At 59.9% G+C, this 21232-nt stretch carries 23 protein-coding genes and 1 tRNA gene; 9 read left to right on the top strand and 15 right to left on the bottom strand.

The window, feature by feature from the left end:
- Nucleotides 1–217, top strand: a 217-nt coding sequence (locus tag NE547_RS15770; protein ID WP_256176397.1) for a hypothetical protein, incomplete at its 5' end; no start/stop codon positions are given.
- Nucleotides 214–816, top strand: coding sequence for a SafA/ExsA family spore coat assembly protein (safA, locus tag NE547_RS15765; RefSeq protein WP_186907259.1), 603 nt, complete (start codon nucleotides 214–216; stop codon nucleotides 814–816). The genes NE547_RS15770 and safA, both read left to right, overlap by 4 nt.
- A gap of 131 nt (nucleotides 817–947) precedes the next feature.
- Here the strand turns inward: safA and NE547_RS15760 are convergent.
- Nucleotides 948–1021, bottom strand: a tRNA-Gln gene (locus NE547_RS15760).
- Nucleotides 1022–1696: 675 nt separating this feature from the next.
- Nucleotides 1697–2581, bottom strand: coding sequence for an IS1595 family transposase (locus NE547_RS15755; RefSeq protein WP_256176396.1), 885 nt, complete (start codon nucleotides 2579–2581; stop codon nucleotides 1697–1699).
- Nucleotides 2582–3097: 516 nt separating this feature from the next.
- Between NE547_RS15755 and NE547_RS15750 the strand changes: the two genes are divergently transcribed.
- From NE547_RS15750 to NE547_RS15730, 5 genes are all read left to right on the top strand, one after another.
- A complete protein-coding gene (locus NE547_RS15750) occupies nucleotides 3098–3541 on the top strand; it encodes a zinc-ribbon domain-containing protein (protein ID WP_256176395.1) in 444 nt (147 codons plus the stop codon).
- A 25-nt stretch (nucleotides 3542–3566) separates the two neighbouring features.
- Nucleotides 3567–4976, top strand: coding sequence for an S-layer homology domain-containing protein (locus NE547_RS15745; protein ID WP_256176394.1), 1410 nt, complete (start codon nucleotides 3567–3569; stop codon nucleotides 4974–4976).
- A 38-nt stretch (nucleotides 4977–5014) separates the two neighbouring features.
- Nucleotides 5015–5404: a hypothetical protein gene (locus NE547_RS15740; protein ID WP_256176393.1), complete on the top strand. Its 390-nt coding sequence runs from the start codon at nucleotides 5015–5017 to the stop codon at nucleotides 5402–5404.
- Between the two features lie 30 nt (nucleotides 5405–5434).
- Nucleotides 5435–6499 (top strand): zinc-ribbon domain-containing protein, encoded by a 1065-nt coding sequence (locus tag NE547_RS15735; protein ID WP_256176392.1) that lies wholly within the window; start codon nucleotides 5435–5437, stop codon nucleotides 6497–6499.
- A 67-nt stretch (nucleotides 6500–6566) separates the two neighbouring features.
- A complete protein-coding gene (locus NE547_RS15730) occupies nucleotides 6567–6749 on the top strand; it encodes a hypothetical protein (RefSeq protein WP_186907254.1) in 183 nt (60 codons plus the stop codon).
- A gap of 80 nt (nucleotides 6750–6829) precedes the next feature.
- Here the strand turns inward: NE547_RS15730 and NE547_RS15725 are convergent, their stop codons facing one another.
- The 5 genes from NE547_RS15725 to NE547_RS15705 all read right to left on the bottom strand — a co-directional run bounded on the left by NE547_RS15725 (nucleotide 6830) and on the right by NE547_RS15705 (nucleotide 12548).
- The gene (locus tag NE547_RS15725) at nucleotides 6830–7675 is read right to left on the bottom strand and encodes a carbohydrate ABC transporter permease (RefSeq protein WP_186907253.1); all 846 of its coding nucleotides are present in this window, start codon (nucleotides 7673–7675) and stop codon (nucleotides 6830–6832) included.
- Nucleotides 7676–7690: 15 nt separating this feature from the next.
- On the bottom strand, nucleotides 7691–8608 hold the full coding sequence (locus NE547_RS15720; RefSeq protein ID WP_186907252.1) for a carbohydrate ABC transporter permease: 918 nt from the start codon (nucleotides 8606–8608) through the stop codon (nucleotides 7691–7693).
- 150 nt (nucleotides 8609–8758) lie between these two features.
- Nucleotides 8759–10141 (bottom strand): ABC transporter substrate-binding protein, encoded by a 1383-nt coding sequence (locus NE547_RS15715; RefSeq protein WP_186907251.1) that lies wholly within the window; start codon nucleotides 10139–10141, stop codon nucleotides 8759–8761.
- Between the two features lie 59 nt (nucleotides 10142–10200).
- A complete protein-coding gene (locus NE547_RS15710; RefSeq protein ID WP_256176391.1) occupies nucleotides 10201–11544 on the bottom strand; it encodes an FAD-dependent oxidoreductase in 1344 nt (447 codons plus the stop codon).
- Nucleotides 11545–11630: 86 nt separating this feature from the next.
- The gene (locus NE547_RS15705) at nucleotides 11631–12548 is read right to left on the bottom strand and encodes a dihydrodipicolinate synthase family protein (RefSeq protein WP_186907249.1); all 918 of its coding nucleotides are present in this window, start codon (nucleotides 12546–12548) and stop codon (nucleotides 11631–11633) included.
- A gap of 408 nt (nucleotides 12549–12956) precedes the next feature.
- On the opposite strand from NE547_RS15705, the gene NE547_RS15700 reads away from it, so the two are divergent.
- The gene (locus tag NE547_RS15700; RefSeq protein ID WP_256176390.1) at nucleotides 12957–13739 is read left to right on the top strand and encodes an IclR family transcriptional regulator; all 783 of its coding nucleotides are present in this window, start codon (nucleotides 12957–12959) and stop codon (nucleotides 13737–13739) included.
- A 216-nt stretch (nucleotides 13740–13955) separates the two neighbouring features.
- Here the strand turns inward: NE547_RS15700 and NE547_RS15695 are convergent, their stop codons facing one another.
- The 8 genes from NE547_RS15695 to NE547_RS15660 all read right to left on the bottom strand — a co-directional run bounded on the left by NE547_RS15695 (nucleotide 13956) and on the right by NE547_RS15660 (nucleotide 20309).
- Complete coding sequence (locus tag NE547_RS15695) at nucleotides 13956–14192, bottom strand: hypothetical protein (RefSeq protein WP_256176389.1); 237 nt, start codon at nucleotides 14190–14192, stop codon at nucleotides 13956–13958.
- Nucleotides 14193–14328: 136 nt separating this feature from the next.
- Nucleotides 14329–16206 carry a family 10 glycosylhydrolase gene (locus NE547_RS15690; RefSeq protein ID WP_256176388.1) on the bottom strand — a complete coding sequence of 626 codons (1878 nt, stop codon included), beginning with the start codon at nucleotides 16204–16206 and terminating at the stop codon, nucleotides 14329–14331.
- A gap of 13 nt (nucleotides 16207–16219) precedes the next feature.
- Nucleotides 16220–18004, bottom strand: coding sequence for an ABC-F family ATP-binding cassette domain-containing protein (locus tag NE547_RS15685; protein WP_256176387.1), 1785 nt, complete (start codon nucleotides 18002–18004; stop codon nucleotides 16220–16222).
- A gap of 127 nt (nucleotides 18005–18131) precedes the next feature.
- Nucleotides 18132–18629 carry a hypothetical protein gene (locus tag NE547_RS15680; protein WP_256176386.1) on the bottom strand — a complete coding sequence of 166 codons (498 nt, stop codon included), beginning with the start codon at nucleotides 18627–18629 and terminating at the stop codon, nucleotides 18132–18134.
- Nucleotides 18630–18648: 19 nt separating this feature from the next.
- Nucleotides 18649–19074, bottom strand: coding sequence for a DUF4430 domain-containing protein (locus tag NE547_RS15675; protein ID WP_186907243.1), 426 nt, complete (start codon nucleotides 19072–19074; stop codon nucleotides 18649–18651).
- A 168-nt stretch (nucleotides 19075–19242) separates the two neighbouring features.
- Nucleotides 19243–19497, bottom strand: coding sequence for a spore coat protein (locus NE547_RS15670; protein ID WP_186907242.1), 255 nt, complete (start codon nucleotides 19495–19497; stop codon nucleotides 19243–19245).
- A gap of 18 nt (nucleotides 19498–19515) precedes the next feature.
- Complete coding sequence (locus tag NE547_RS15665) at nucleotides 19516–19701, bottom strand: spore coat protein (RefSeq protein WP_186907241.1); 186 nt, start codon at nucleotides 19699–19701, stop codon at nucleotides 19516–19518.
- A gap of 38 nt (nucleotides 19702–19739) precedes the next feature.
- On the bottom strand, nucleotides 19740–20309 hold the full coding sequence (locus NE547_RS15660; RefSeq protein WP_256176385.1) for a hypothetical protein: 570 nt from the start codon (nucleotides 20307–20309) through the stop codon (nucleotides 19740–19742).
- Nucleotides 20310–20510: 201 nt separating this feature from the next.
- Here NE547_RS15660 and NE547_RS15655 point away from each other — a divergent pair, with 201 nt between their 5' ends.
- Nucleotides 20511–21170, top strand: a complete 660-nt coding sequence (locus NE547_RS15655) for a hypothetical protein (protein ID WP_186907239.1) — start codon at nucleotides 20511–20513, stop codon at nucleotides 21168–21170.
- Nucleotides 21171–21232: the final 62 nt, after the last annotated feature.

Here is a 21232-nt window from a genome sequence, read left to right as displayed (position 1 = left end):
CGCGGCGGGAGCGGGATACGCTCCCGCCGCGCCGCTCAGCTTGCGGAAACTGCCCAAAGGTCTTTTTCGGCAGACCGTCAGCGGCCGTATCCTGTCATCCGTATATCCGCCGCTGCAAGTCTGCAAAACGCCCGCCCGGGATTCGTTTTCCAACATTTTTGCATTGATTTCCACGCCTCCCACTGTTACCCTTTTAGCAGGAGGTGTCTCTATATGAAAAAACAAATCTTCCGCGCCGCCGCCGCCGCACTTGCGGTTTCCGCCCTGGCTACCAGCGCGTCCGCCCTGTCCCATACCGTGGTGCGCGGCGATACCATGTGGAAGCTGGCCGTTCAATATCAGGTCGGTACCCGTGAGATCATCGATGCAAATCCGCAGGTCTCGAACCCGGACCTCATTTATCCCGGTCAGAGCCTGACCATCCCAACGCTTGACAGCTCTGTCGCCGCCTATGAGTCGGAAGTGATCCGTCTGGTCAACGAAATCCGCCGGCAGAACGGCTTATCTGCCCTTACCGCCAACTGGGAGCTCTCCCGCATTGCCCGGTATAAGTCGCAGGACATGGTGGACAACCGCTATTTTTCGCATACGAGTCCTACTTACGGCACACCCTTTCAGATGATCCGCGCGTTTGGCCTGTCCTACCGCACGGCGGGGGAAAACATCGCGTATGGCCAGCGTACGCCGCAGGCGGTGGTAGACGCCTGGATGAACTCCAGCGGACACCGCGCCAACATTTTGAATGCCGCCTTCACCCAGATCGGCGTGGGGTATGTTTCCTCAGGCCACTACTGGACGCAGATGTTCATCGGTTAAGCGCCGGCAGGCGAAGCCGCCCTTCCCAGGGCCTGGTCATGAGCACATTCCTATCCCGGCCCCACCGAAAGCACAATTTTCTAAAGGACGGCAAAAAGCCCTGGAACCGTGCAGTTCCAGGGCTTTTTGCTTGGCAGCGGGAGAAGGATTCGAACCCTCACATACAGAGTCAGAGTCTGCTGTGCTACCCTTACACAATCCCGCTATCTGTGCCCGCCATCGCAGGCGCAGGATTTATTATAACAAAACCTGTCCATTTGTCAAGAGAAAATAGAAAATTTTTTTAGTGTTTCAGTTCGGCCTGCAAGCAAAACGCCAACCCGCTTCTCAAAGGAATTTTTTACAAACTTTTTACAATGTTTGTAAACCTTATACAGTTGCCGTCCTCTCATTTTGTAAGCAAATTGCATTTCTTTGCCGAAGCACTTTCTATATAATACCTGTGTACCTGGATCGGACAAAGGGCAGCACGGCTTCCCGGGGCCAAATACCCGCCGGCTTTGTTGTCCTCCCGCGCTGCCGGCTGCCCGCCTTTGCCGTCTGTCTGCCTTACCGGCTGCCGTTCGGCTTTTGAAAAGCGCTGCACAGCCTGCCAGCGAGCAAAATCCGCATTGAGGCAAGCGGACGAAGGCGAGCGGACGTCCAACGAGCGGATCGGGTTTTGATCGCACAAGCCCCGCCAATAAGAATGGAAAGAGGTAGCAAGTACAATGAGAGCGAGATATAGAATCTTCCCCCACATTCTTCCCTCCGAGTCCGGTCAATGCCATCTCTTTTACGGAATATCCTGGGGTACTCCGGAATGCAACAAACGGATTTTAAAGGGCATCTCATCCAATAGGGCCATCGTAGCTGAGATGGTACGTTTTTTCAATTATGGTTATCCCTTTGAGTAAGCCAACGAGGAATTAGAAACAGCAATGGCCAAACGGTCAAGCAAATGGGCCCCAAAGTTACGCCGGCTAAACCGGAAGCAATACTCATTGAGATAATCGCCCAGATACTTCTGCGGCAGCCCGTGGTAGGTACCCAGAATAAAAGCCTTGGCGTTGCCGATCATGATGTGCAGCCAGCGGAGCATCCCGCTGTCAGGAGCATAGGCTTTGGGTCGGTGGTCATACCCCGCCAGAGCCGGACTATAGCTGCGGTAGCCATCACTGAGAATGGTGCTGCCCTTTTCGATGCTGGTCTGGGCAAACCGTTTCACAGAGGCTTGCTTAATATTGTCCGTAGGCTTCATCTTGAGATACTGGGGATGGCCCTTGTCAGTCAAAGACAGCGCCACGAAAACCTTTGCTTTTTCAGTTCCCCGGCCGCGCTTCTTGCCCTTGGTCGGGCCACCGAAGAAGGCGTCGTCAAACTCAACCGTCCCACCGAGGATATGGGTATCGTCCCGCTGTCCCATGGCCCTTCTGAGCCGAGCCAAGAGATACCATGCCGCCTTGTAAGTGATGCCGATGACCTGGCTGAGCCGGACGGCGGAGATCCCGCGCTTGTCCTGGGACATGAAATACATGGTCAGAAACCATTTCGTCAGAGGAAGATGGCTGCGGTGCATGACCGTGCCGGCGGTAACGGAAGTCTGGTGGCGGCAGGTGCCGCACTGGATCATCCAGTTAGAGAGTCGATAATGCTTATTGCCACCGCACTTCGGACACTGAAAGCCGTTCGGCCACCGCTTCTGTTCCAAGTAATCCCGGCACTGCTCTTCTGTGGCAAATCTCTTCTGAAGCTCGTACAGCGACAATCCCTTTTGCCTCGGCATGACTCTTTTCCCCGCTTTCCCGTCATCATGCCTTCATTTTATCAGCTCAACTGTCCTATTTTCAGGTCTTGGCCCTGGCTGACTAAAAGGGATAACCATTTTTTCAATTATATCCATATGCCCCCTGCCGAGCTTATACGCGCCGTCTCCTACCTGCTTTCGCTGGACCGGCAGTTCTGGCATACCATGTTTTCTGCGGCTTGACTGCCAGCGCCCGCCGGTCCCGGCGGGCGCTGTTCTATATCCCGGCACGCCGCACAGGCGCCCTCCCGGGACGCTTCCCGCCTCCGTCGTGAGGCGCCCGCCTTTCACTCCTCGCCGGGGATCCCTGCCGGGCAAAATCACCCCAAAAATCACCCCTGTTTCCCGGCCCGCATCATCCCTGGGATGATTACAAACGAACCGACGCCCGCTAAGATAAGAGCCGGAAGCAGAGGCCCCCCTCCCCTTCCGGCTCTTATCCTTCCCCGGCACCCCCGCGTCACTACAAACACATGTAATAAGGAGGAGTCCCATATGGCATTCTGCGGTATCTGCGGCACGCAGATGGAAGAACATGCAAGATTCTGTCCCAAATGCGGTGCGCCTGCCAACTCCGGCCCCGTCGCGCCCCGCGCGCCCGCCTCCGCTCCGGCCGCCGGCCAAAACACCCTGATGGGGGTACTGTCCTACCTGAGCATCCTGTGTCTCATCCCGCTGTTCACCGCAAAAGACGACCCCTTTGTCCGCTTCCACACAGGGCAGGGCCTGACGCTGTTCCTGGCGGAGGTCCTCGTGAGCATCCTTTCTAATATTCTCTGGCGGGTCCTTTCCTACGGCCTGCTATGGCGTGCGGTCGGTTACCTCTACGGCATCCTCGGCCTTTTTTTTCTGGTGCTGGCCATCACCGGGATCGTCCATGCGCTCCAGGGCTTCCAAAAGCCCCTGCCCGTATTGGGGGGCATCGTATTGCTCCGTTAACTCGCTCCAGAAAGGAAGTCCCTGTATGAAAAAACGGCTCGGCGCCCTTTTGTTTACGCTTTTTCTGCTGCTGTCTCCGCTGCCTGCGGCGGCCGCCTCCACCAGCGCCAATCTGCTTGCCAACCCCAGCTTTGAAGACGGCCTCGCCGGCTGGACCTCACCCGACGGCAAATGGGGCACTGCAGAAAGCGAAAGCGGCTACGACCCCCAGGACGGCAGTTATTTCGCCTGGCCCCTCCAGGCCAGTCAGGAGAACACCTGCATCTATCAGGACGTCTCTCTCTCCGGCTCCAAGACCGGCGATTCGGTCGTTTTCAGCGTCATGGTCTGCAACTACGACCAGCCGCCCCACGACATGGGCCGGGTGGAGCTTCAGTTCCTGGATCCCTCCGGCAAGCCGCTCAAGGGCCATATCCAGGAGCAGCGCAACCCGGACTGGAACCAGCAGACCATCATCGCCTCTGTTCCCGCCGGGGCCGTGACCGCCCGGGTGGTGCTGTGGGCCGTCTGGTATGTCGGGAGTGACGTGGACGCCTACTACGACGCGGCCAGTCTGGTAACAACCACCGACCAATACAGCACGGTCTATGTCTCTGAGAAGAACGGAAAAGAGACTGCCGGGACCGGGGACGTGCTGACGCTCACCGCCGACAACGGCGTATCCAGGAGTCCCGACGACTACGTCTGGTCCAGCTCCTACAACGACGCCGCCACCATAGACGCCAACGGGGTCGTCACCTTTCATTCCGACGCCCAGGACGGCGTGGCTTTTTACGCCAAGGACAAGAAGACCGGCGTAGTGGGCGTCTACTGGGTCAATTCCGACCATGAAAACGCCAAGCCCGCCAGCGGCTCCTCTTGGGCCTCCGCCGACCTCCGGCAGGCCGATGAACTGGGTCTGATCCCCGAGTGTCTGGAGGGTACGGATCTGACGGCGCCCATTACCCGCGCCGAGTTTGCCGCCGTGGCGGTCAAGACGTATGAGGCATTGACAAACAGCGCGGCCATTCCCGCGGCCAACAACCCCTTCCGCGATACAAAGGACGCGGATGTTTTGAAGGCCTACCGCATCGGCGCGGTCAACGGCACGTCAGACACCACCTTTGCGCCGAACGCCCTGCTGAACCGTGAACAGGCCGCAACCATGCTGACGAGAGTATTCAAAAAGGTTTCCCTGGCCGGGTGGACGCTCCAGGCCGACGGCGACTTCAGTCTGGCCTACGCCAAACCCGTGCCCTTTGCCGACGACGCCGACATCTCCGGCTGGGCGAAGGACTCCGTATACTTTATGGCCGCAAACGGTATCATCCAAGGCAGCGGCGGCAAATTCATGCCACGCTCCGTCACCTCCGCCCAGCAGGCGGCAGGCTATGCCCAGGCCACCCGGGAACAGGCGCTGCTGATTGCGGTGCGCATGGTGGAGAAGCTGGGTTAATTTCGTTTTACGTCCCCAAACAGAAAGGAGAACGACGAATGAAACGGCGTATGTTCGCTCTGACGCTGGCGGTATTGCTGGCCCTGTCCGCGGCCGGCTGTGGAGGCGGCAATCAAAAAGCCCTGGTCGGCACCTGGGAGATCACCGACGACGCAGGGAGCGCCTGCGGGTGGGGGATCCGGTTCGATCAGGACGGCACCTTCTTCTTCGCCGCCGGCGCCGAGGGCAATGACGAAGAGCTCGAGGAGGCCTTTGCGGCCATGCAGGTCCTGTACACCATCGAATATAAGGTCAAGAGCGATACGGAGCTGGAACTGACACAGAAGCTATTGGGCGGGCTGGGCGGCAAGGAAACGACCAGCGTGGCCTATTCGTTCCAGGGCGATACCCTGATCTTCGACGGCACGGCCTATACCCGAGTGAACTGACCTTCCGGTCCAGGAAAGGAGCGATGTTCCATGCCCAACTGTCCCCAATGCGGCGCCGCGCTGAAGGACGGCGTCCGCTTCTGTACCGGCTGCGGCCGCCCGGTTTTACTGGATACCGCATCCTCCGCGCCGGAGCGCGCAGAGCCGCTTCGGCAATCCGGGCCTTCAAACCAGGCGCCTTCTGTTTCCCCGCCGGCGGAGCCGTCCTCCCCACCGCCGCCGCAGTACACGCCGCCCCGGCAGCAGACCCATACCGCGGCCCCGCCCGCTTACAGCGTAGAAGGCTGGAGCGGCGGCGGCCCCGCCCCCGGAAGCCGATATGAGCTCATTTCCACCGGCGGATTCATCGGCATCCTGCTGCTGATGTGCATCCCCCTGGTGGGGCTGATCCTGATGATCGTGTGGGCCTGCGGCGGCTGCCGCAAGCTTCAGAAGCGAAATCTGGCCCGGGCCAGTCTGATTCTGGCGGTCATCGGCCTGGCGCTCAGCCTGGTACTCGGCTTCGCCTTTCGGGGCGTCATCGGCAGAATGAGCGCCGAAGGCATCGGCGGCACGGCGGGCGCAGCCCAGTCCCTTGGATTAGGCGCGCTTCTGAGCGGATCGCCCGCGGGCGGAGGCGCTGCAGAAGACCAGGGTGGTACTGGTACTCCGGGCGTCCTCTCCGGCCTCGTGGGCGTGTTCTCCGGACACGCCGGAACGGAAGCGGAAGACGGTTCCAGCAGCGGCACGGGAGACCTGGCCGGTCTTCCGGAGGCGGTGGACCAGATGAATCAGGACGCCTCGGCCAAGGCCGGCGGATGGCCCGGCGGCCTGCGCGCCTATCCAGGCGGCGCGGCCGTCTCCGTGGAGACTTACCGTACGCAGGTCACTGGAACAACCCGGGAAGAAATGCGCTCCTACATAGAGGCGCTCAAGAAGGACGGCTTCGCCTTTCAGGATTTCTATGAATTGGGGTTTACTGAGGCAGATATGCTGGAACTGAACGGCTGGTGGGGCACGGACGGCACGCTCTATCTGAGCCTTTCCTACTACGACGGCACCGTCACCATTGATCACATGACCGAATTGCCAGATCTGGAGGATTACTTCAACTGATCCTCCGCCCTTTTTCGACCGGATCCGCATCCCTGCGCCCCTATACTGGAGGCGGAGGGATGCTGCTATGAAACCATTGCTGCGCCGCCTGTCCGCCTGCGCCGTTTTGTTCGCCGCCAATCCCCTGGCCCTCCTTCGGATACTGGCCGGGGCCCCGGTCCGCGGCTGTACGCCCCAGGACACGGATGAGCTCCGCCGGCTGCTGGGCATCGGCACGCACCGGCAGAAAAGATGCCGTTTCAAAAAGTAGCGGGGAACGCACAATGTGCATTCCCCGCTGGCGGAGCCGCCCGGCGGGCGGCTTTTTCATTGCGCCTGGAGCGGACCCGCTCATCCCTTGACGGCGCCGGCGGTCATTCCTTCCACAAAATACTTCTGCACCAGCGCAAACAGGATCACGACCGGAACGGTGGTGATCGTCCCCAGCGCCATGATGATGCCCCAGTCAATGTGGGTGGAACTGATATAGTTGGACAGGCCCACCGTCAGCGTTTTCATTTCCTCCTTATTGGTCAGCACGCTGGAGAGCAAAAACTCGTTCCATGACATAATAAATGCCATGATCCCCGTGCTGAGCACGCCGGAGATGCACAGGGGCAGATCGATCTTGGCAAAAACCTGCCACTCGTTGGCGCCGTCCATGACCGCCGCCTCGTCGATCTCCCTGGGCAGCTTTTTGAAAAACGACACCAGCAGCCACACGGAAAACGGAAGCGTGACGGTCAGATGTCCGATGATCACGCCGAAATGGCTGCCCGACAGCCCCAAGCCGTTCATGATCTTGTAAAGGGGCAGCATCAGCATGATGGGCGGCACACAGTAGGCGGCCAGCACACTGACCAGGATCGCCTTTCTGCCGCTGAATCGAAAGCGCGTCAAACTGTATGCCGTCAAGGAGCCCACGATCATGTCGATCACCATGACCACGCAGGCGATATACAGGCTGTTGACGCAGTAATGGATCACCGCCTTGTTTTGGAAGGCCTGGATATACCATTCCAGCGACCACTTTTGGGGCAGTATCTCCGGAGGAATGGTAAAAAGTTCCTCTCCAGGTTTGAAGGAACTGACGACCATCCACAGCAGCGGCAGCGCGACCATGACGAGGAGAAGGACAATGAGAACGGCGACAAAAACGCCTGTGATGATCTTGTTTTTCCGAACGTTCGTTGTCATGCAGCCCTTCTCCTTTCAGTCTTCCGCAACACCGGATTTTGTCACATAAAAGATGATGCAGACGAACATCAGCACTCCCAGCACCATGGAGATCGCCGCGCCGTATCCCACCTGATACTTTCCAAAGGACGCCTGATAGATCAGGATCGGCAGCGTGGTGGTGGATCCGGTGGGCCCGCCGCCGGTGACCATATAGATCAGGTCGTAATAGGTTGCGGTCCAGATGGTACGCAGCACCACCAGAACGATGGTCGTATTTTTCAGCTCCGGCAGCGTAATATAGCAGAAACATTGCCACTTTGTGGCTCCGTCCACGCTGGCCGCCTCATAGATTCCTTTATCGATCCCCTTGAGGGCCGCCCAGTAGATCAGCATGGGAAAGGGGTAGGAGCGCCAGATGTTGAGGATGACCACCACCCACATGGCGGAGCCCTGCATGGCCAGCAGGGACTGTCCCTCCTGCAGCCACCCCGCCTGCTGAAGCCAATGGCTGATGATGCCGTACTCGTTGTTGAGCATCCACCTGGAAACAAGGGCCAGCGTGATGGCGGGCACGACGTAGGGGATCAGCAAAAAGCTTCTGAGCGCAGTGCCGCCCTTCATGGGCCGCGCGATCAGCAGCGCGATTCCCAGCCCCAGGGCAAGCTGCCCCAGCACCGACCAGAAGGTCCATTTGCAGGTATTCCAGAAGTACTTCCAGAACAATTGATTGTCAAACAGCCTTACATAATTGTCCAGCCAGATAAACTCGCTGGTCTTTTTGATCAGCGACGTATTGGTAAAGCTCAGCCAGACGTTGTAGCAAACCGGATAGACCACAAACAGGATCAAAAACAGAATGGCGGGGAGGGAAAACGCCAGACCGATCAGTTTGTGCCTTCTGTCATAGCTTCCCAGAAGCCTGCTCCTTTTCAATGCCGGTCCACGTCTCATCGTTCCTTCCCCTCCCCATACAGCGGGCTCCGGCGTCCGATCCGCGTCCCGACGCGCAAGCCTTGGATGCCTTCCGTGGAAAACGGCCGGCGGGAGAAAGAGCGCGGGGTCACCACGCTCTTTCTCCATCCGCTGCATCGGAGCACCGGTCTAGCTTTCATAACTCATCAGATCTTCGTTGATCAGGTCGTATGCCTGCTCTGCGGTGTAAGTACCGTCGCACGCGCCCTGAAGCGCCTCGCCGAAGATCCCCGTGGATTCGATGTAGGCGGACAGGCCGTTCAGACCGGCCTCCATCCCGTACCAGTACCAGGCGCCGTTTTCATAGGCGTCCAGGATGTAGTTGACCTCATCCTGAAAGAGCGCGACCTTGTCGCTGGCCCTGTATCGCTCAAAGGCGGGCTTGTAGGACGGGAAGGCAAACATCGGACGGGACAGCGCGCGCTCCGCCGCGCGTTCCGGGGTATAGAGCGCCGTCAGGAAATCGTGGACCAGGGCGCTGCGGGCATCGTCGGTCTGGGGTACCGCCACAAAGCAGTAACCGGAGCCGAAGGACGCGGCCTTATTCCCATCCACACCGGGGAAATCAAAGCAGCCGAGCTTTTCCACCATCTCCGGCGCGTTGCTCTGGGCGTTGCCGATAACCGCGCCCATATCCAGCGACATCGCCACCGTGCCCGTTACGGACAGGGCGTTGCGGTAATCGCCCCAGGACCATGCCAGGGAACCGGCGGGAGATGCCTTCCGGTACAGCTCCACCAGATAATCGATGACCTCAACGGCCTTTTCCTTCTCTTCATCGAAGCAGTACTCGCCGGTCTCGGGATCGATAAAGTAGACCCCCGCGGAGCACATCATCTCATAGAAGGTCTGTGCCGCGACCTGCACGCTGTCCAACGGCACGTTGAAGCCCTTCATCCCGTCGCTGTTGAGGGCCTCCGCGGTGGTTAAAAATTCCGCCCAAGTGGTGGGTACCTTCAGGTTCTTCTCCGCAAACAGGTCCTTGCGGTACCATACGGAGGTATGCATGGCCCAGTCGGGCAGTCCGTAGATCTTTCCGTCCTTTCCGGTGAGGACCCTGAGATACGCGTCGGAAAAATCGCCGGCCCCAATGTCGTTGATAACGTCGTCCATGGGCATGATGCTTTCGGTTTCGTACAGGTACGCCGTGCCGCCGAAGTTGGTGTGCATGATGTCGGGCACATCGCCGGAAGAGACCGCGGTGGCAAGCTTTCCGTACATCTCATTGAAGGAGACCTTCTCCACCGTGACCGTGACACCCAGCTCCGCCCCCAGCTCGTTGAACTGCTTGTTGAGCACCTCATACTGCGCATCGGCGGTCAGGTTTGTCCAGATCACAAGGTTTTGTCCCTCATAGGAAGCGCTGTCGGCGGAGGCGTCCGGCGTCTGCGCCGAAGACAGGTCTTCTGGTTTTTCGGATACAGGAGGATCGGCGCTCTCCGGTCCGCAGGCGGTCAGCGTGAGTGCCACGAGAACAACGGCCAGCAGCAGGGATGTGAGCTTCTTCGTCATTGTAGTTCTCCTTTCCTGTCTCATGCAAATTTTGTCCAGAGGGTACAAACACTGCGGGATCAAAGGATGCCGCCGTTGTCCTTTAAAATTTTCTGAAGCTCCCCAACGTCGATTCTCCGGGCGGTCACGCTGTGTTTCACAGCAAGCGCCGCGGCCGTGCCGGCCGCCTCGCCCATGGCCATGCACTGAGGCATACAGCGAATGCAGTTGGCCACCTCGATCTCATAGGAGGCGCAGCGGCCCGCGACCAGCAGATTCTCTTTGCCCTTGGCCACCATGCACCGATAAGGGATGGTCATGGACTTGCCGGGCTCCAGATTGTACACGATCATGGTCACGCCGTCCGCCGTGTGATAGCCGGCGGGCATGGCGCCACGTCCTATGCTGTCCTCAAAGTCCCGTGCGGCCATGAAGTCATCCATCGTCACCTTGTAGTCGCCGAGGACCCTGCGGCTCTCCCGCACGCCCAGGAAGCCGGATATGGCGCTGAGATAAGCGTTTTCAAATCCCGGCACATACCGTTTCAGCGCTTCGGCCACATCGTACAGACATTTTTGCGAAAAGTTCTCCTGCCTGGTTTTTTCCTCAAAGCCCTCGATGCTGTGGGAGGCGATCGCACCGGAGCAGTTGATGGTAATCTCGCCTTCGTTGGGAGAGGACATGAAGGTGCCGAACCAGCTGCGCAGATATTCCAAATGAGGCGGAAGCTCCACGCCCTCCAGCATGTCCATGAAGCCATAGTGCATAAAGCCGGGGAACGTTTTGAACTCCCGCCACGAGGGGGCCACCATGTGATCTTTTACGGGCGGATGCTCTTTATAATACGCCTTGACCCGCGCCAGATCCACGCCGGACATTTTCCCCACCAGGCTCATGGGCTGAATCTCTTTCTTGGGACGGATCTCACAGGGGACCCCGGCCTTCGCGGCCACGGCTGCGTCACCCGTGCAGTCCACGATCATCTCGGCACGGACCTCCATCAATTCCATTTCAGACAGGATGACCAGTCCGCTCAGGGTATCGCCCACCTGCAGGACGTCCACGATCTGCGTGTTGAGATACGTGGTCAGATTGGGCTCCCGGGCCGCCAGGTCGGCCAAGACCACCTTTGCGACCTCCGTATCATACAGGTAGCATACATCCGTTTCCGGGTCCTCGTCAACAACGGCGCCCAGCTCGTTGAGGATGTTGCGCAGCTCCCAGGCGATGCCGCCGACACAGCGGTGCAGTTTATCGCTGAAGCCGACCCACGCGCCCATCATACCCGCTGTAAACTGCCCGCCCAAGCACCGGTTCTTTTCCACGATCAGGGTCCTGGCACCGTTCCTGGCGGCGGCCAGCCCCGCGATCGCGCCTGCGGTGCCGCCGCCGGCCACGATCACGTCAAACGTTTTTTGGTTCATGTCGCCATGTCTCCTTCCTAAGGCCGGGCCTCATTTCCCGCTATTGAGCGGAGCCGCTTAGAAACAAGGCCGTGCGTCATGGTACGTCAGTCCAGGTAGCCGTAATGCTTCAGGGTGTCCTTCAGGCGCTTGAGCGTCTCCTCCGGCAGCTCGGAGAGCACCGGCCTGCGGCAGTAGCCCGCGTCGATGCCCCGCAGCTTCAGGCCCTCCTTGATGATCTGGAGCCAGAGCACGTCGCCGTTGGAATCCGGCTCGGAAAACAGATGCAGGTAGGGGCGTACCAGCTCGGTGTGCGCCTTCATGGCCTGCTCCACCTTCTTCCCCTTCGCCAGCTTGTAGACCTCGGCGTTCTCCTTGGGGAACAGATTGCCGGTGCCGCACACCCAGCCGTCGGTCCAGCAGCACAGGGTCTCCACGGGACAGACGTCGTAGCCGTAGAAGATCGCGAAGTTGTCGTCCGTGAGGTGGCGCAGGTCCTGCTGGCGGAACACGTCGGCCTGGCGCTCCTTGACCGCGTCGATGCAGCCTTCCAGATACAGCTTTGCCATGAACTTGTCGCTCATCAGCACAGTGGAATAGTAGGGGTTGTGATACAGCATCACGGGGATGCTGATCGCATCGTGGATCGTTTTGTAGTGGACCAGAAGCTCCTTCTCGTTGGGTCCCATGTACCAGGGCGTGACCGCCATAATGCCGTCCGCTCCGTCAGACTCGGCCGCTTTGGATAACTCCACCACGTCGCAGGTGCGATAGGCGCCGGTGGATGCGACCACCTTGATCCCATTGTCATGGCCGGCTTCGATATACGCCTTGTTGACCGCGATCTGCTCTTCCTTGGTCAATGCGATCATTTCCCCGGTGCTGCCGGAGGGAATGATACCGGTGACTCCGTTGTCCGCCAAAAACCTGGTGATCTCCTTAATGGCGCTGAAGTTGATGGATTCATCCCTGTGAAAGGGGGTTACGACCGGAATATAGATCCCGCTGAGCTTTTCTCTCGCCATAACTGCATCTCCTTTTGATCGCAAAATATTTTATTGGAATATCTATTCCGATTTAATTATTGCACAACGAAAATCAAAATGCAAGGCAGAATCCAGCCGCCCAGTCGTTTTTGTTATATTTATCCAAACAGTACAATTGAAAACCGGCATAATACACAACCAAACCTCTGTCTGTAACATTTCCGCCATACTTTTAGCTCAAATCCCTCCTTCCTGTTGGATATCCTACCAATTTTATGATTTCTCTCCTTTCAATATTGACAAAAAAGCGCCGGATACAGTATAGTAAATCATAGAAAGAAGTCACTCCGTTCCATTCTCGAAATTATTATTCCGATTTTGATTGCAGTACCGTGCAGGACCTTTGCTGCACCTGGAAGCGTAGAAAAATATGTGGGGGTCATCATTTTGGAAAATCAGAGTAAGAATGTTGAAACCATCAAAATGGTGGAGCGAGCCCTGGCTGTTCTGGATCTGCTGCGTGCCCGGCGCGAGCGTCTCGGCGTGAACGAAATTGCAAAACTCTGCGAACTGAATCCCTCCACGGCCTTTCGCATCCTGAAGACCCTTGAAAAATCGGGATGGGCATTCCAGTTTACCGACGGTCGCTATATTCCCGGAGAGAAAATCAGCTTTGTCACAGAAAAAAACAATCTGTATCTGGCGCTGAAGGACGTTTCCGCGTTTATCATGAACCGCTATACGGAAGAATGGATGCAGGCCATGAATCTGACGGTGCGGGACGGCGCAGAATGCTTTATCCTCCAGCAGTCCCGCACAAAAAATCTTGTGGACTATGTGGTCCCGCTCAACTCCGCCATGCCGTTCTATGCCTGTGCGGGCGGGAAGGTCCTGCTTTCCGAACTGCCCATTCCCATCGTGGACATGCTTTTGGAATCCACGCCGTTCCAAACGTTTACGCCCAACACGATCGCAGATCCGGAACATTTTTGGAACGAGCTGCGCCTGGTCGCCCGGCAGGGATATGCCTTTGACGACAGGGAATCTTCGGCCAACGGCTCATGTATCGCGGTGCCGGTGCGCGACAATCAGGGCACCATTATCGCCGCCCTGTCCTTCAGCGGCTTTATCGGCGTCGAGGATCCTAAAACCCTTCTCAAATATCTCCCCGCCCTGCGGGAGGCTTCGGAACAGATCTCCAAAGCCCTTTACGCCTGCCGGGAAGAATAGGAGGCCGCGCAGGGCGTGCGCGCCCGTTTTTCCGTCCATCCCTCCCGGAGCTTGGGCCCCGTCCGTACGCCGCGCGCTCGGGAGCTGCAGAACACCCTGCGGACGCAAGACGCCAAAAGGCGCGCTGCAAAACCGACGCCCATAAAAATGCCGAGGCGGAGCAACTCCTTTTTCAGGGGTGTTCCGCCTCGGCATTTGTTTAAGGCATCACCGCACTTAAGGCATCACCGCACAATTCCCCACACACGTCTTGGCGGCCAATTTGCCCCACAAATGCGTTGCAAAACCTTGTAATACAAAAAGCATTCCTGCGGTTTTGCGCCTTTTTGCGGCATAAATTTTCGCGCCGATCCGCACGCGTTGAATGATGCGGTAATACCTTAAAATTTTGAGCGGGATACGGATCGTCACAGGGATATGGTCTGGATACGCTTCGGCCGCAACGCTCTCCACACCTCAAACAGATCGCTCCAGCTGGTATGATCCAAATCACGGACACCCGGTCATCCGCGCTGGGGACTTCCCTGTTTTGCGGCTGCGCGGTCGTGAGGGGAACGCTGCAAACGTTCCCTCCTGCAGCGGCTCCTTTTTACTGGGCCGCCGCCAGGATCTCCGCGCGGGCCCAGTGGGTCTGGGGGACATCCGAAAAAAGGGTCTCCGGTTCCGCCTGCTCGGCCGCCGGACGCCCCAGCGCCCGGTTCAATATCTTGACCGTCTCCGCACGCGTCACGGTCTGCTCCGGCTGGAAGGAGCCGTCTGGATAACCGGAGATCCAGCCCTGCGCGGCCGCATAAGCGATGGCGTCCGCCGCCCAATGACCGGCCGGCACATCGGGAAAGGAGGTTTCCCCTGCCGCGCCCGGCCGATCAAAATAGGCGCAGAGCAGCTTCACCAGTTCCGCCCGGCTCACCGGCGACTCCGGACGGAAGGTGCCGTCCGGGTAGCCGCCGGCTACGCCCCAAGCGCGGGCAAAGGCCACATAAGGGGCATACCACGCATCGGCGTCCACGTCGGGAAATCCGCTCGCGGTCTCCGCTTCATTGTAAAGCAAGTTCCCTTGCTCATCTTTGCTGAGGCGGGCCAACAGGGCCACCGCCTCAGCTCGAGTCAGGGCGTCATCCGGTCGAAACAGGCCGCCGCTGCCCTGGATGTAGGCCCCCTTGCCGGATGTGTCCAGACGGAGCGAGCCAGACGGCTCAGGCGTGGGCACAGGGGTGGGCACAGCTGCGGTCGGCGCCGGTGTGGGTTCTGTCACAGGGGATTGCACCCTCTGGTAGGTCTCCCGGTAAAGGGCGCTCAAGGCGTCGTTGGACGCGATGAGCCGGTAGCGGAAGTGGACCTCCCCCGCCACTTGGGGCAGCGTGTCGTTCAGCGCCAGCTGCGCCTGGATGGCCGCCGTACCGTACCACGGATCGGCCGGATCGCTTTTTCCCGCCTGATAGTCCGCCATGCCTATGTAAAGGGAAACTCCTGTCCCCTCTACCGTATCCGCCCACCAGCGGGCAATCGCCGCATAATCCATCGTCTTGTGTCCAATGTACCAGTAGATCTGGGGACAGATGTAGTCGATCCAGCCCTCCTTCACCCACTTCCGGCTGTCGGCGTAGGCGGCGTAATAGCTCTCATATCCCCCAGTGGTACGGGAGCCCCCGGGGATGCTCCGGCTGTCCGCCCACACGCCGGAAGGGCTGATGCCGTAGGCCAGCTCAGGCCGGATGGCATGCAGCCGCTCCCCCAGCGCCTTTACCAACTGGTTTACGTTCTCACGCCGCCAGTCCCCCACATTGGAAAAACTTCCGCCGTAGCGGGCAAAGGCGGCGGCATCGTCAAAGTCGGAACCGGGGTAGAAATAGTCGTCCAGATGGATCCCGTCCACATCGTAATTGCGGGCCAGCTCCTCCGCCCCCTGGACCACCAGTTCCCGCACCTCCGGCAGGCCGGGGTCCAGGTAGTAGTTGCCGTCATGTTCCGCCACCCATTCCGGATGGAGGACGGCCGGGTGGTCTGCCGACAGGGCGGCCAGCTCCTCCGCCCCGGCCTTGGTCACCCGAAAGGGGTTGATCCAGGCGTGAAGCTCCAGTCCCAGCGCGTGGGCCTGCTCCACCCAATAGGCCAGGGGATCGAACCCCTCCGCCGGCGCGGTCCCCTGCCGTCCGGTCAGATAACGGCTCCATGGGAACAGCCGCGAGGGGTACAGGGCGTCGCAGGAGGGACGCACCTGGAGGATGACCGCATTCATCCCCATATCCGCGCAGCCCCGCAGGATTTCGTCGGCCTGCCGCTTCAGCGCCGCAGGGTCCGTGGTGGCCTTGGCCGGGTAATCCAGGTTGTACACCGTAGCCACCCACACCGCCCGGAATTCCTCTGCCGCAGCGTCCGCTCCCGCCGTCCGCGCCGGGGCGGCCGCCGTCCACCCCAAAAGTCCCGCCAGCACAAGGGCCGCCAAGGGCCGCCATAGTCCCACCATAATCATTTCTCCTCTATTTCTCTTGATTGGCGATCTGCTCGGCCAGGTCGTTGAGATAGACCCAGCGCTCCATTTTTTCCTCCAGAACGGTTTCCAGCGCCTCCTGCCGCTGCTGAAGCGTCTGGAGGGTCACATAATCGCTGGCATTGGCCGCCTGCTCCGCCTGTACCTGGGCGATCTGCGCTTCCAGCGCTGCGATCTCGCCGTCGATGGTTTCAAATTCCCGCTGTTCTTTGTAGGAAAACTTCCGCTTTGGGGCGCCCGCCGTTTTCTCCGGGCGCTTTTCCTGCCGGGGCTTGGGGGCCCTGGCCCGCTCTGCGGCCCGCCGGGCCTCCAGATAATCGGTATAGCCGCCCGGATAGGCCCGTAGCGTACCATCCTCCTCCACGGCAAACACCCGCCGGACCACCCGGTCCAGAAACCACCGGTCATGCGAGACCGCGATCACGATGCCGGGAAAGCGCTCCAGATAATCCTCCAAAACCGTGAGCGTTGGGATATCCAGGTCATTGGTGGGCTCGTCCAACAGCAGCACATTGGGGGCGGCGGCCAGGATGGAAAGCAGAAACAATCGCCGCTTTTCCCCGCCGGAGAGTTTGCCGATGGGGCTCCACTGTACCGGCTCCTGGAACAGGAACTGCTCCAGCAGCTGGGACGCCGTGACCATGCCGTCCGGGGTGGCGATCCGGTTGCCGATCTCCTTGACGTAGTCGATGACTCGGGTATCCCCATCCATATCAGGCACCTCCTGGCGGAAGTAGCCGATGCGCACGGTCTCCCCGATCTCGATCTCCCCCCGGTCCGGACGCAGCGCCCCGGCGATCAGGTTCAGCAGCGTGGACTTTCCGCTGCCGTTGACCCCCACGATCCCCACCCGGTCGTCCCGCAGAAACCGGCAGCTGAAGTCCCGCAGGACGGTGCGCGCGCCGAAGGCCTTCGTGATCCCGCGCAATTCGATGGTCTTCTTTCCCAGACGCGAGGAACATGCGGAAAGTTCCATGGAAGCTTTTTCCTCCGGCCCGGTCTGGGCCTTCAGGGCCTCGTACCGCTCCAACCGCTCCCGGCTTTTGGTGCCCCGCGCGGTGGGGCCCTGCATCACCCACTGGTATTCCCGGCGCAGCAGCGCCTGCCGTTTGCGCTCGCTGGCGCGCTCGCTTTCCTGCCGCTGCGCGCGGCGCTCCAGATAGTCGTCGTAATTGCCTTCATACCGGAACAGCCTGCCGTCCTCCACCTCCACCATGCTCCGGACGACCCGCTCCAGGAAATAGCGGTCGTGGGTCACCATCACCAGAGCGCCCTTTCTGGCACGCAGGCACTCCTCCAGCCAGGCGACCATGTCGCTGTCCAGGTGGTTGGTGGGCTCGTCCAAAATCAACACATCACAGGGGCGGCACAGCACCGCCGCAAGCGCCGCCCGGCGGCGCTCCCCGCCGGAGAGCCGCCCCATCTTCTGTTCAAACGCCCGTACGCCCAGGCGGCTGAGGATGCTCTTCGCCTCATACTCCGCCAGCGCGCGGGCATTCTCGGAAAGGCCCAGCAGCACCTGCTCCAGCACCGTGCGGGACGCCTCAAAGGCCGGGTCCTGCATCAGATACTCCAGGCGTACGTTTGATTCCCGTACGATTGCTCCGCCGTCCGGCTCTTCTGCTCCCGCCAGCAGGCGCAGGAGCGTGGATTTTCCTGCGCCGTTGACCCCGATGACTCCCACTTTATCGCCCCGGTCCAGCGAAAACGATACCCGGTCCAGCAGGACCCGGTCCCCATACAGTTTCGTCACTTGCTCCGCAGAAAGCAGCATGGCTTCTCCCCCGCTCGTTTCAAATCAGCTTCCAGTATACCCGATTCCCCAAAAGGATGCAAATTTCTCCGCGCCGCACGCAAAACGCCCCCGGCCGTCAGGGCCGGGGGCGTTCAAGCAGACCCGTTCAAGGCCTTGCCAGATTCCCCGCCAGGCGGGCGAGCACCTTGCGGCAGGGCCGAAAGAGCACCAAGGCCATCCCAAAATTCCCGGCGCAGTGCGCCAGGTCGAAGGGGATGCCGCTGATCCACCAGCTCAGAGCGTAAGACCAGCCCACGGCCACCAGATAGGTCAGCGCACACAGCGCGCCGAAGCACAGGCCGAACGCGCCGGACAGCACCGCCCAGCCCAAGGCAGACTCCATCCGACGCAGCAGACGGGCCAGCAGCGCCAGCACCAGCCACACATATAGATAGCAAATGGACCACAGGTTGACGCCCCAGATCAAATATTCCAGAAACACATAGATATAGACCGGAAACAGTCCCCGCCAGCCCAGGACCGCCATGTACACCATAATAAGCAGAGAGACCGGCTCGATATTGGGCAGCCCGGCCAGCGCCATCTTGGAAACGAAAAGCACCGCCCCCAGCAGGCCAAGAAGCACGATCTCCCTGGCCCGCATCGGGCGTCGGGAAGGGCGATCAGAAGCCGTCATAACCCACGGTGAGGGTCAGTTCATAATGCTCCCCGTCCGCAATGGGGGTGACGTCGGCACCGGTATTCACCATCTCCCCCTCCTTGGTGAGCTTCCACCACTCCTGCTTGCTCTCGTCGGCGGTCTCGCCGTCGGCCGTAAGGATATACAGGCCGTAAGCGCTCTGGTTATCCTCCACCACGCCGTCCGCGATCAGGGCGGCGCCCAGAAACTCCTCATCAGTATTCAGGGTAAAATCCCTGCTGCTTCCGTCCTCGTGGACCACCTGAACGGTGACGGTCTTTCCGCCCGCCGCGCTCTGCGGTCCCATGGTCCGCCAGACCAGCAGCAGCGCCGCCACCACGATCGCCAGACCGATCGCGGCGATCACGACCGTCCGATTACCGCCCTTTGCCTTGTTCGCTTTACTCATACGCTGTAAACTCCTCTTTTGAATCCATTTTACCGGTGACCGGGGGCGCGCCATCGCCGCGCCATTCCGCTGCATTGCGGCCGATTCAACAGGCATTATTGTAGCATAAAGCGGATGCTTCCGCAATGTAAAAAGGGCCGGACTTCGGTAAAAGTCCGGCCCGGCCGATCACTGGGGCTTCTGGTTGTTGAACTTGGCGTAGGCGGTGCTCACTTTGCTCTCGGGCGCCTGTTCCACCTGATACCAGCCCTTCTGCTGGGCGGTCTTGAACAGCTCGGTCTGGGTCTTATGGCCCTGATTGAGGATGTTCAGGTACTCGTCCCGCAGCTGCACATTGACGCACTCGGAGGCAAAGGTATCGTAGTTGGAGGACATCTTCTTCTCCGCAAAAATCAGGTCTGTGATCCGCTCCTGGTCGTTCATGGTCGTCCCTCCTCTTTATTACTTCAAAAAGTTCAGCAGTGTTTCAAAATTCTGCTTATGCTGGCTGGCGTACTGCTGGAAGCAATTCTTCAGATCGGCCTCGGTACACTCCTGGGCGGCGGCCTGGTACTTGCAGCAGAGCACCTTTTCAAAATCCAGCTGGTCGGACAGGCCCGCCAGTTCCTTGTTGGTCAGGTTTGCCATAACGCTTTCACTCCTTTGTTTCAGACTGCCCCCATAGTTTATCCCTGCGTCTCCCCTTTATGCGGCGGCCTGGGGCACCCGCAGCGATTGAAGCAAAAAATCGCGTAATGCTCCTCCCCCAGGTTTTCCACTTTCGCAAAGCAGAACAGCGGCGTCAGCGGAAAGCGCCGGTCCGTGCGGAAGGGGAGCGCCAGGGAAAATCCGTCCTCCTCCCGGCGCAGCAGGGCGCCTTCCGCCGCGCCGGCACAGCGCGCCAGCAGCATCTCCCCCATCAGACGCCCCGGCTGCGCCTCCCGTACCCAGCCCGGCGGCGCCGGCGGGGCTGCCGGATGCCGCTGCGCCGGGTACGCCAGTTCTACTCCGCCCCCCGTGGGCGGCCAGACGCCCCGGCGCTCCAATTCGCCCACAGAGAGCGTGCGGCGCAGGACAAGCGTTCCCCCCTCGGGCAGCAGCGCCCCCAGCGGAAAACGGCCCTGCGGGCCGGACAGATACGCTTTATACAGCCCCCTGCCGTCGTCCGGCAGCATTGCCTCACAGGCCACCCGTCCCTCCGCCGCGCGGACCGTCAGCCTGCCCTTTCCCTCCGCCAGAGCATACCGCTCCTCCATACCGCCGCCTCCCTCCGGTATCTCTCTTTATTCTATGCACCCGGACGGGCTGCATGCGCCCTTCATAAAAAGTCATATATTCACTTTTTTCTCTTGAAAATTATTTCAGAAAACTATTATGTAACCTATTGCACAAATCCGTCGTTTTCTGTATAATAGAAGCCGTCACCATTCTTTCACTTCGGCGAGGAGGGAGCTCTTTTGGATCATGTATTGCAGACCGACGTCTGGAAGGCTTTGATCGAGCGGCTTCCGGGCGTGCTCGGCGCCGAGTTCGCCCTGGAAAACGGCGCGGTGCGCGAGGTCCACATCCTCTCCGATCAGTCCCGCGGTCCAAAGCAGATCGTCCGGGACATTCAGTCGGCCATGCTGGCCAAATTCCAGGTAGAGCTGGATCACCGGATCATCAGCGTGGCGCAGATTCCCGGTTCCTGCCTGCGCCGGGAGGGCCAGCGCCGCCTGGTGTGCGAACGGCTGGAGCTCTCCGCCGGACGGGACGGCTCTGCGGCCGTGGTCCATTTGTCTCTGGACGGCAGCCCCTACGTCGGCCGTTCCGCCTGCGACCTGTCCGCCGCCGGACGGATGCGGGCCATCGCCCAGGCCACGGTGGAAGCCCTGAACCTGCTGCTCTCTCCGGAGTGCCGGTTCGTGCTGGACGATGTCCGCCGCACCCCCATGGGAGACCGGCAGGCGGTTCTGGTGGGCCTTCATTTAAAACGCAGCGGCAAGACCGAAGCCCTGCTGGGCGCCTGCTACGAGGGGGAGGACCCCAACTTTTCGGTGGCTCTGGCCACGCTGGACGGTGTGAACCGCCGTTTTTCCACGCTTCCCCCTTCTCCGGAGAGCGGACAAGTTTCCTGATCCCGGCAGTTACAGTTTGATTGCGAGCGAAGCGGATATGGCCTGTCTCTAGCGAATGACAG

Source organism: Flavonifractor sp. DFI.6.63 (genome assembly GCF_024462255.1).
Lineage (GTDB): Bacteria > Bacillota > Clostridia > Oscillospirales > Oscillospiraceae > Lawsonibacter_A > Lawsonibacter_A hominis.
Note: the sequence above shows the minus strand (reverse complement) of the source record. Positions and strands in the feature narration are given on the sequence as shown.

Excerpts from the sequence above, each read along its gene's own strand:
- safA (WP_186907259.1), top strand. The coding sequence starts at position 214 with ATGAAAAAACAAATCTTCCGCGCCGCCGCCGCCGCACTTGCGGTTTCC.
- NE547_RS15755 (WP_256176396.1), bottom strand. The coding sequence starts at position 2,581 with ATGCCGAGGCAAAAGGGATTGTCGCTGTACGAGCTTCAGAAGAGATTT.
- NE547_RS15750 (WP_256176395.1), top strand. The coding sequence starts at position 3,098 with ATGGCATTCTGCGGTATCTGCGGCACGCAGATGGAAGAACATGCAAGA.
- NE547_RS15745 (WP_256176394.1), top strand. The coding sequence starts at position 3,567 with ATGAAAAAACGGCTCGGCGCCCTTTTGTTTACGCTTTTTCTGCTGCTG.
- NE547_RS15740 (WP_256176393.1), top strand. The coding sequence starts at position 5,015 with ATGAAACGGCGTATGTTCGCTCTGACGCTGGCGGTATTGCTGGCCCTG.
- NE547_RS15735 (WP_256176392.1), top strand. The coding sequence starts at position 5,435 with ATGCCCAACTGTCCCCAATGCGGCGCCGCGCTGAAGGACGGCGTCCGC.
- NE547_RS15730 (WP_186907254.1), top strand. The coding sequence starts at position 6,567 with ATGAAACCATTGCTGCGCCGCCTGTCCGCCTGCGCCGTTTTGTTCGCC.
- NE547_RS15725 (WP_186907253.1), bottom strand. The coding sequence starts at position 7,675 with ATGACAACGAACGTTCGGAAAAACAAGATCATCACAGGCGTTTTTGTC.
- NE547_RS15720 (WP_186907252.1), bottom strand. The coding sequence starts at position 8,608 with ATGAGACGTGGACCGGCATTGAAAAGGAGCAGGCTTCTGGGAAGCTAT.
- NE547_RS15715 (WP_186907251.1), bottom strand. The coding sequence starts at position 10,141 with ATGACGAAGAAGCTCACATCCCTGCTGCTGGCCGTTGTTCTCGTGGCA.
- NE547_RS15710 (WP_256176391.1), bottom strand. The coding sequence starts at position 11,544 with ATGAACCAAAAAACGTTTGACGTGATCGTGGCCGGCGGCGGCACCGCA.
- NE547_RS15705 (WP_186907249.1), bottom strand. The coding sequence starts at position 12,548 with ATGGCGAGAGAAAAGCTCAGCGGGATCTATATTCCGGTCGTAACCCCC.
- NE547_RS15690 (WP_256176388.1), bottom strand. The coding sequence starts at position 16,206 with ATGGTGGGACTATGGCGGCCCTTGGCGGCCCTTGTGCTGGCGGGACTT.
- NE547_RS15685 (WP_256176387.1), bottom strand. The coding sequence starts at position 18,004 with ATGCTGCTTTCTGCGGAGCAAGTGACGAAACTGTATGGGGACCGGGTC.
- NE547_RS15680 (WP_256176386.1), bottom strand. The coding sequence starts at position 18,629 with ATGCGGGCCAGGGAGATCGTGCTTCTTGGCCTGCTGGGGGCGGTGCTT.
- NE547_RS15675 (WP_186907243.1), bottom strand. The coding sequence starts at position 19,074 with ATGAGTAAAGCGAACAAGGCAAAGGGCGGTAATCGGACGGTCGTGATC.
- NE547_RS15670 (WP_186907242.1), bottom strand. The coding sequence starts at position 19,497 with ATGAACGACCAGGAGCGGATCACAGACCTGATTTTTGCGGAGAAGAAG.
- NE547_RS15665 (WP_186907241.1), bottom strand. The coding sequence starts at position 19,701 with ATGGCAAACCTGACCAACAAGGAACTGGCGGGCCTGTCCGACCAGCTG.
- NE547_RS15660 (WP_256176385.1), bottom strand. The coding sequence starts at position 20,309 with ATGGAGGAGCGGTATGCTCTGGCGGAGGGAAAGGGCAGGCTGACGGTC.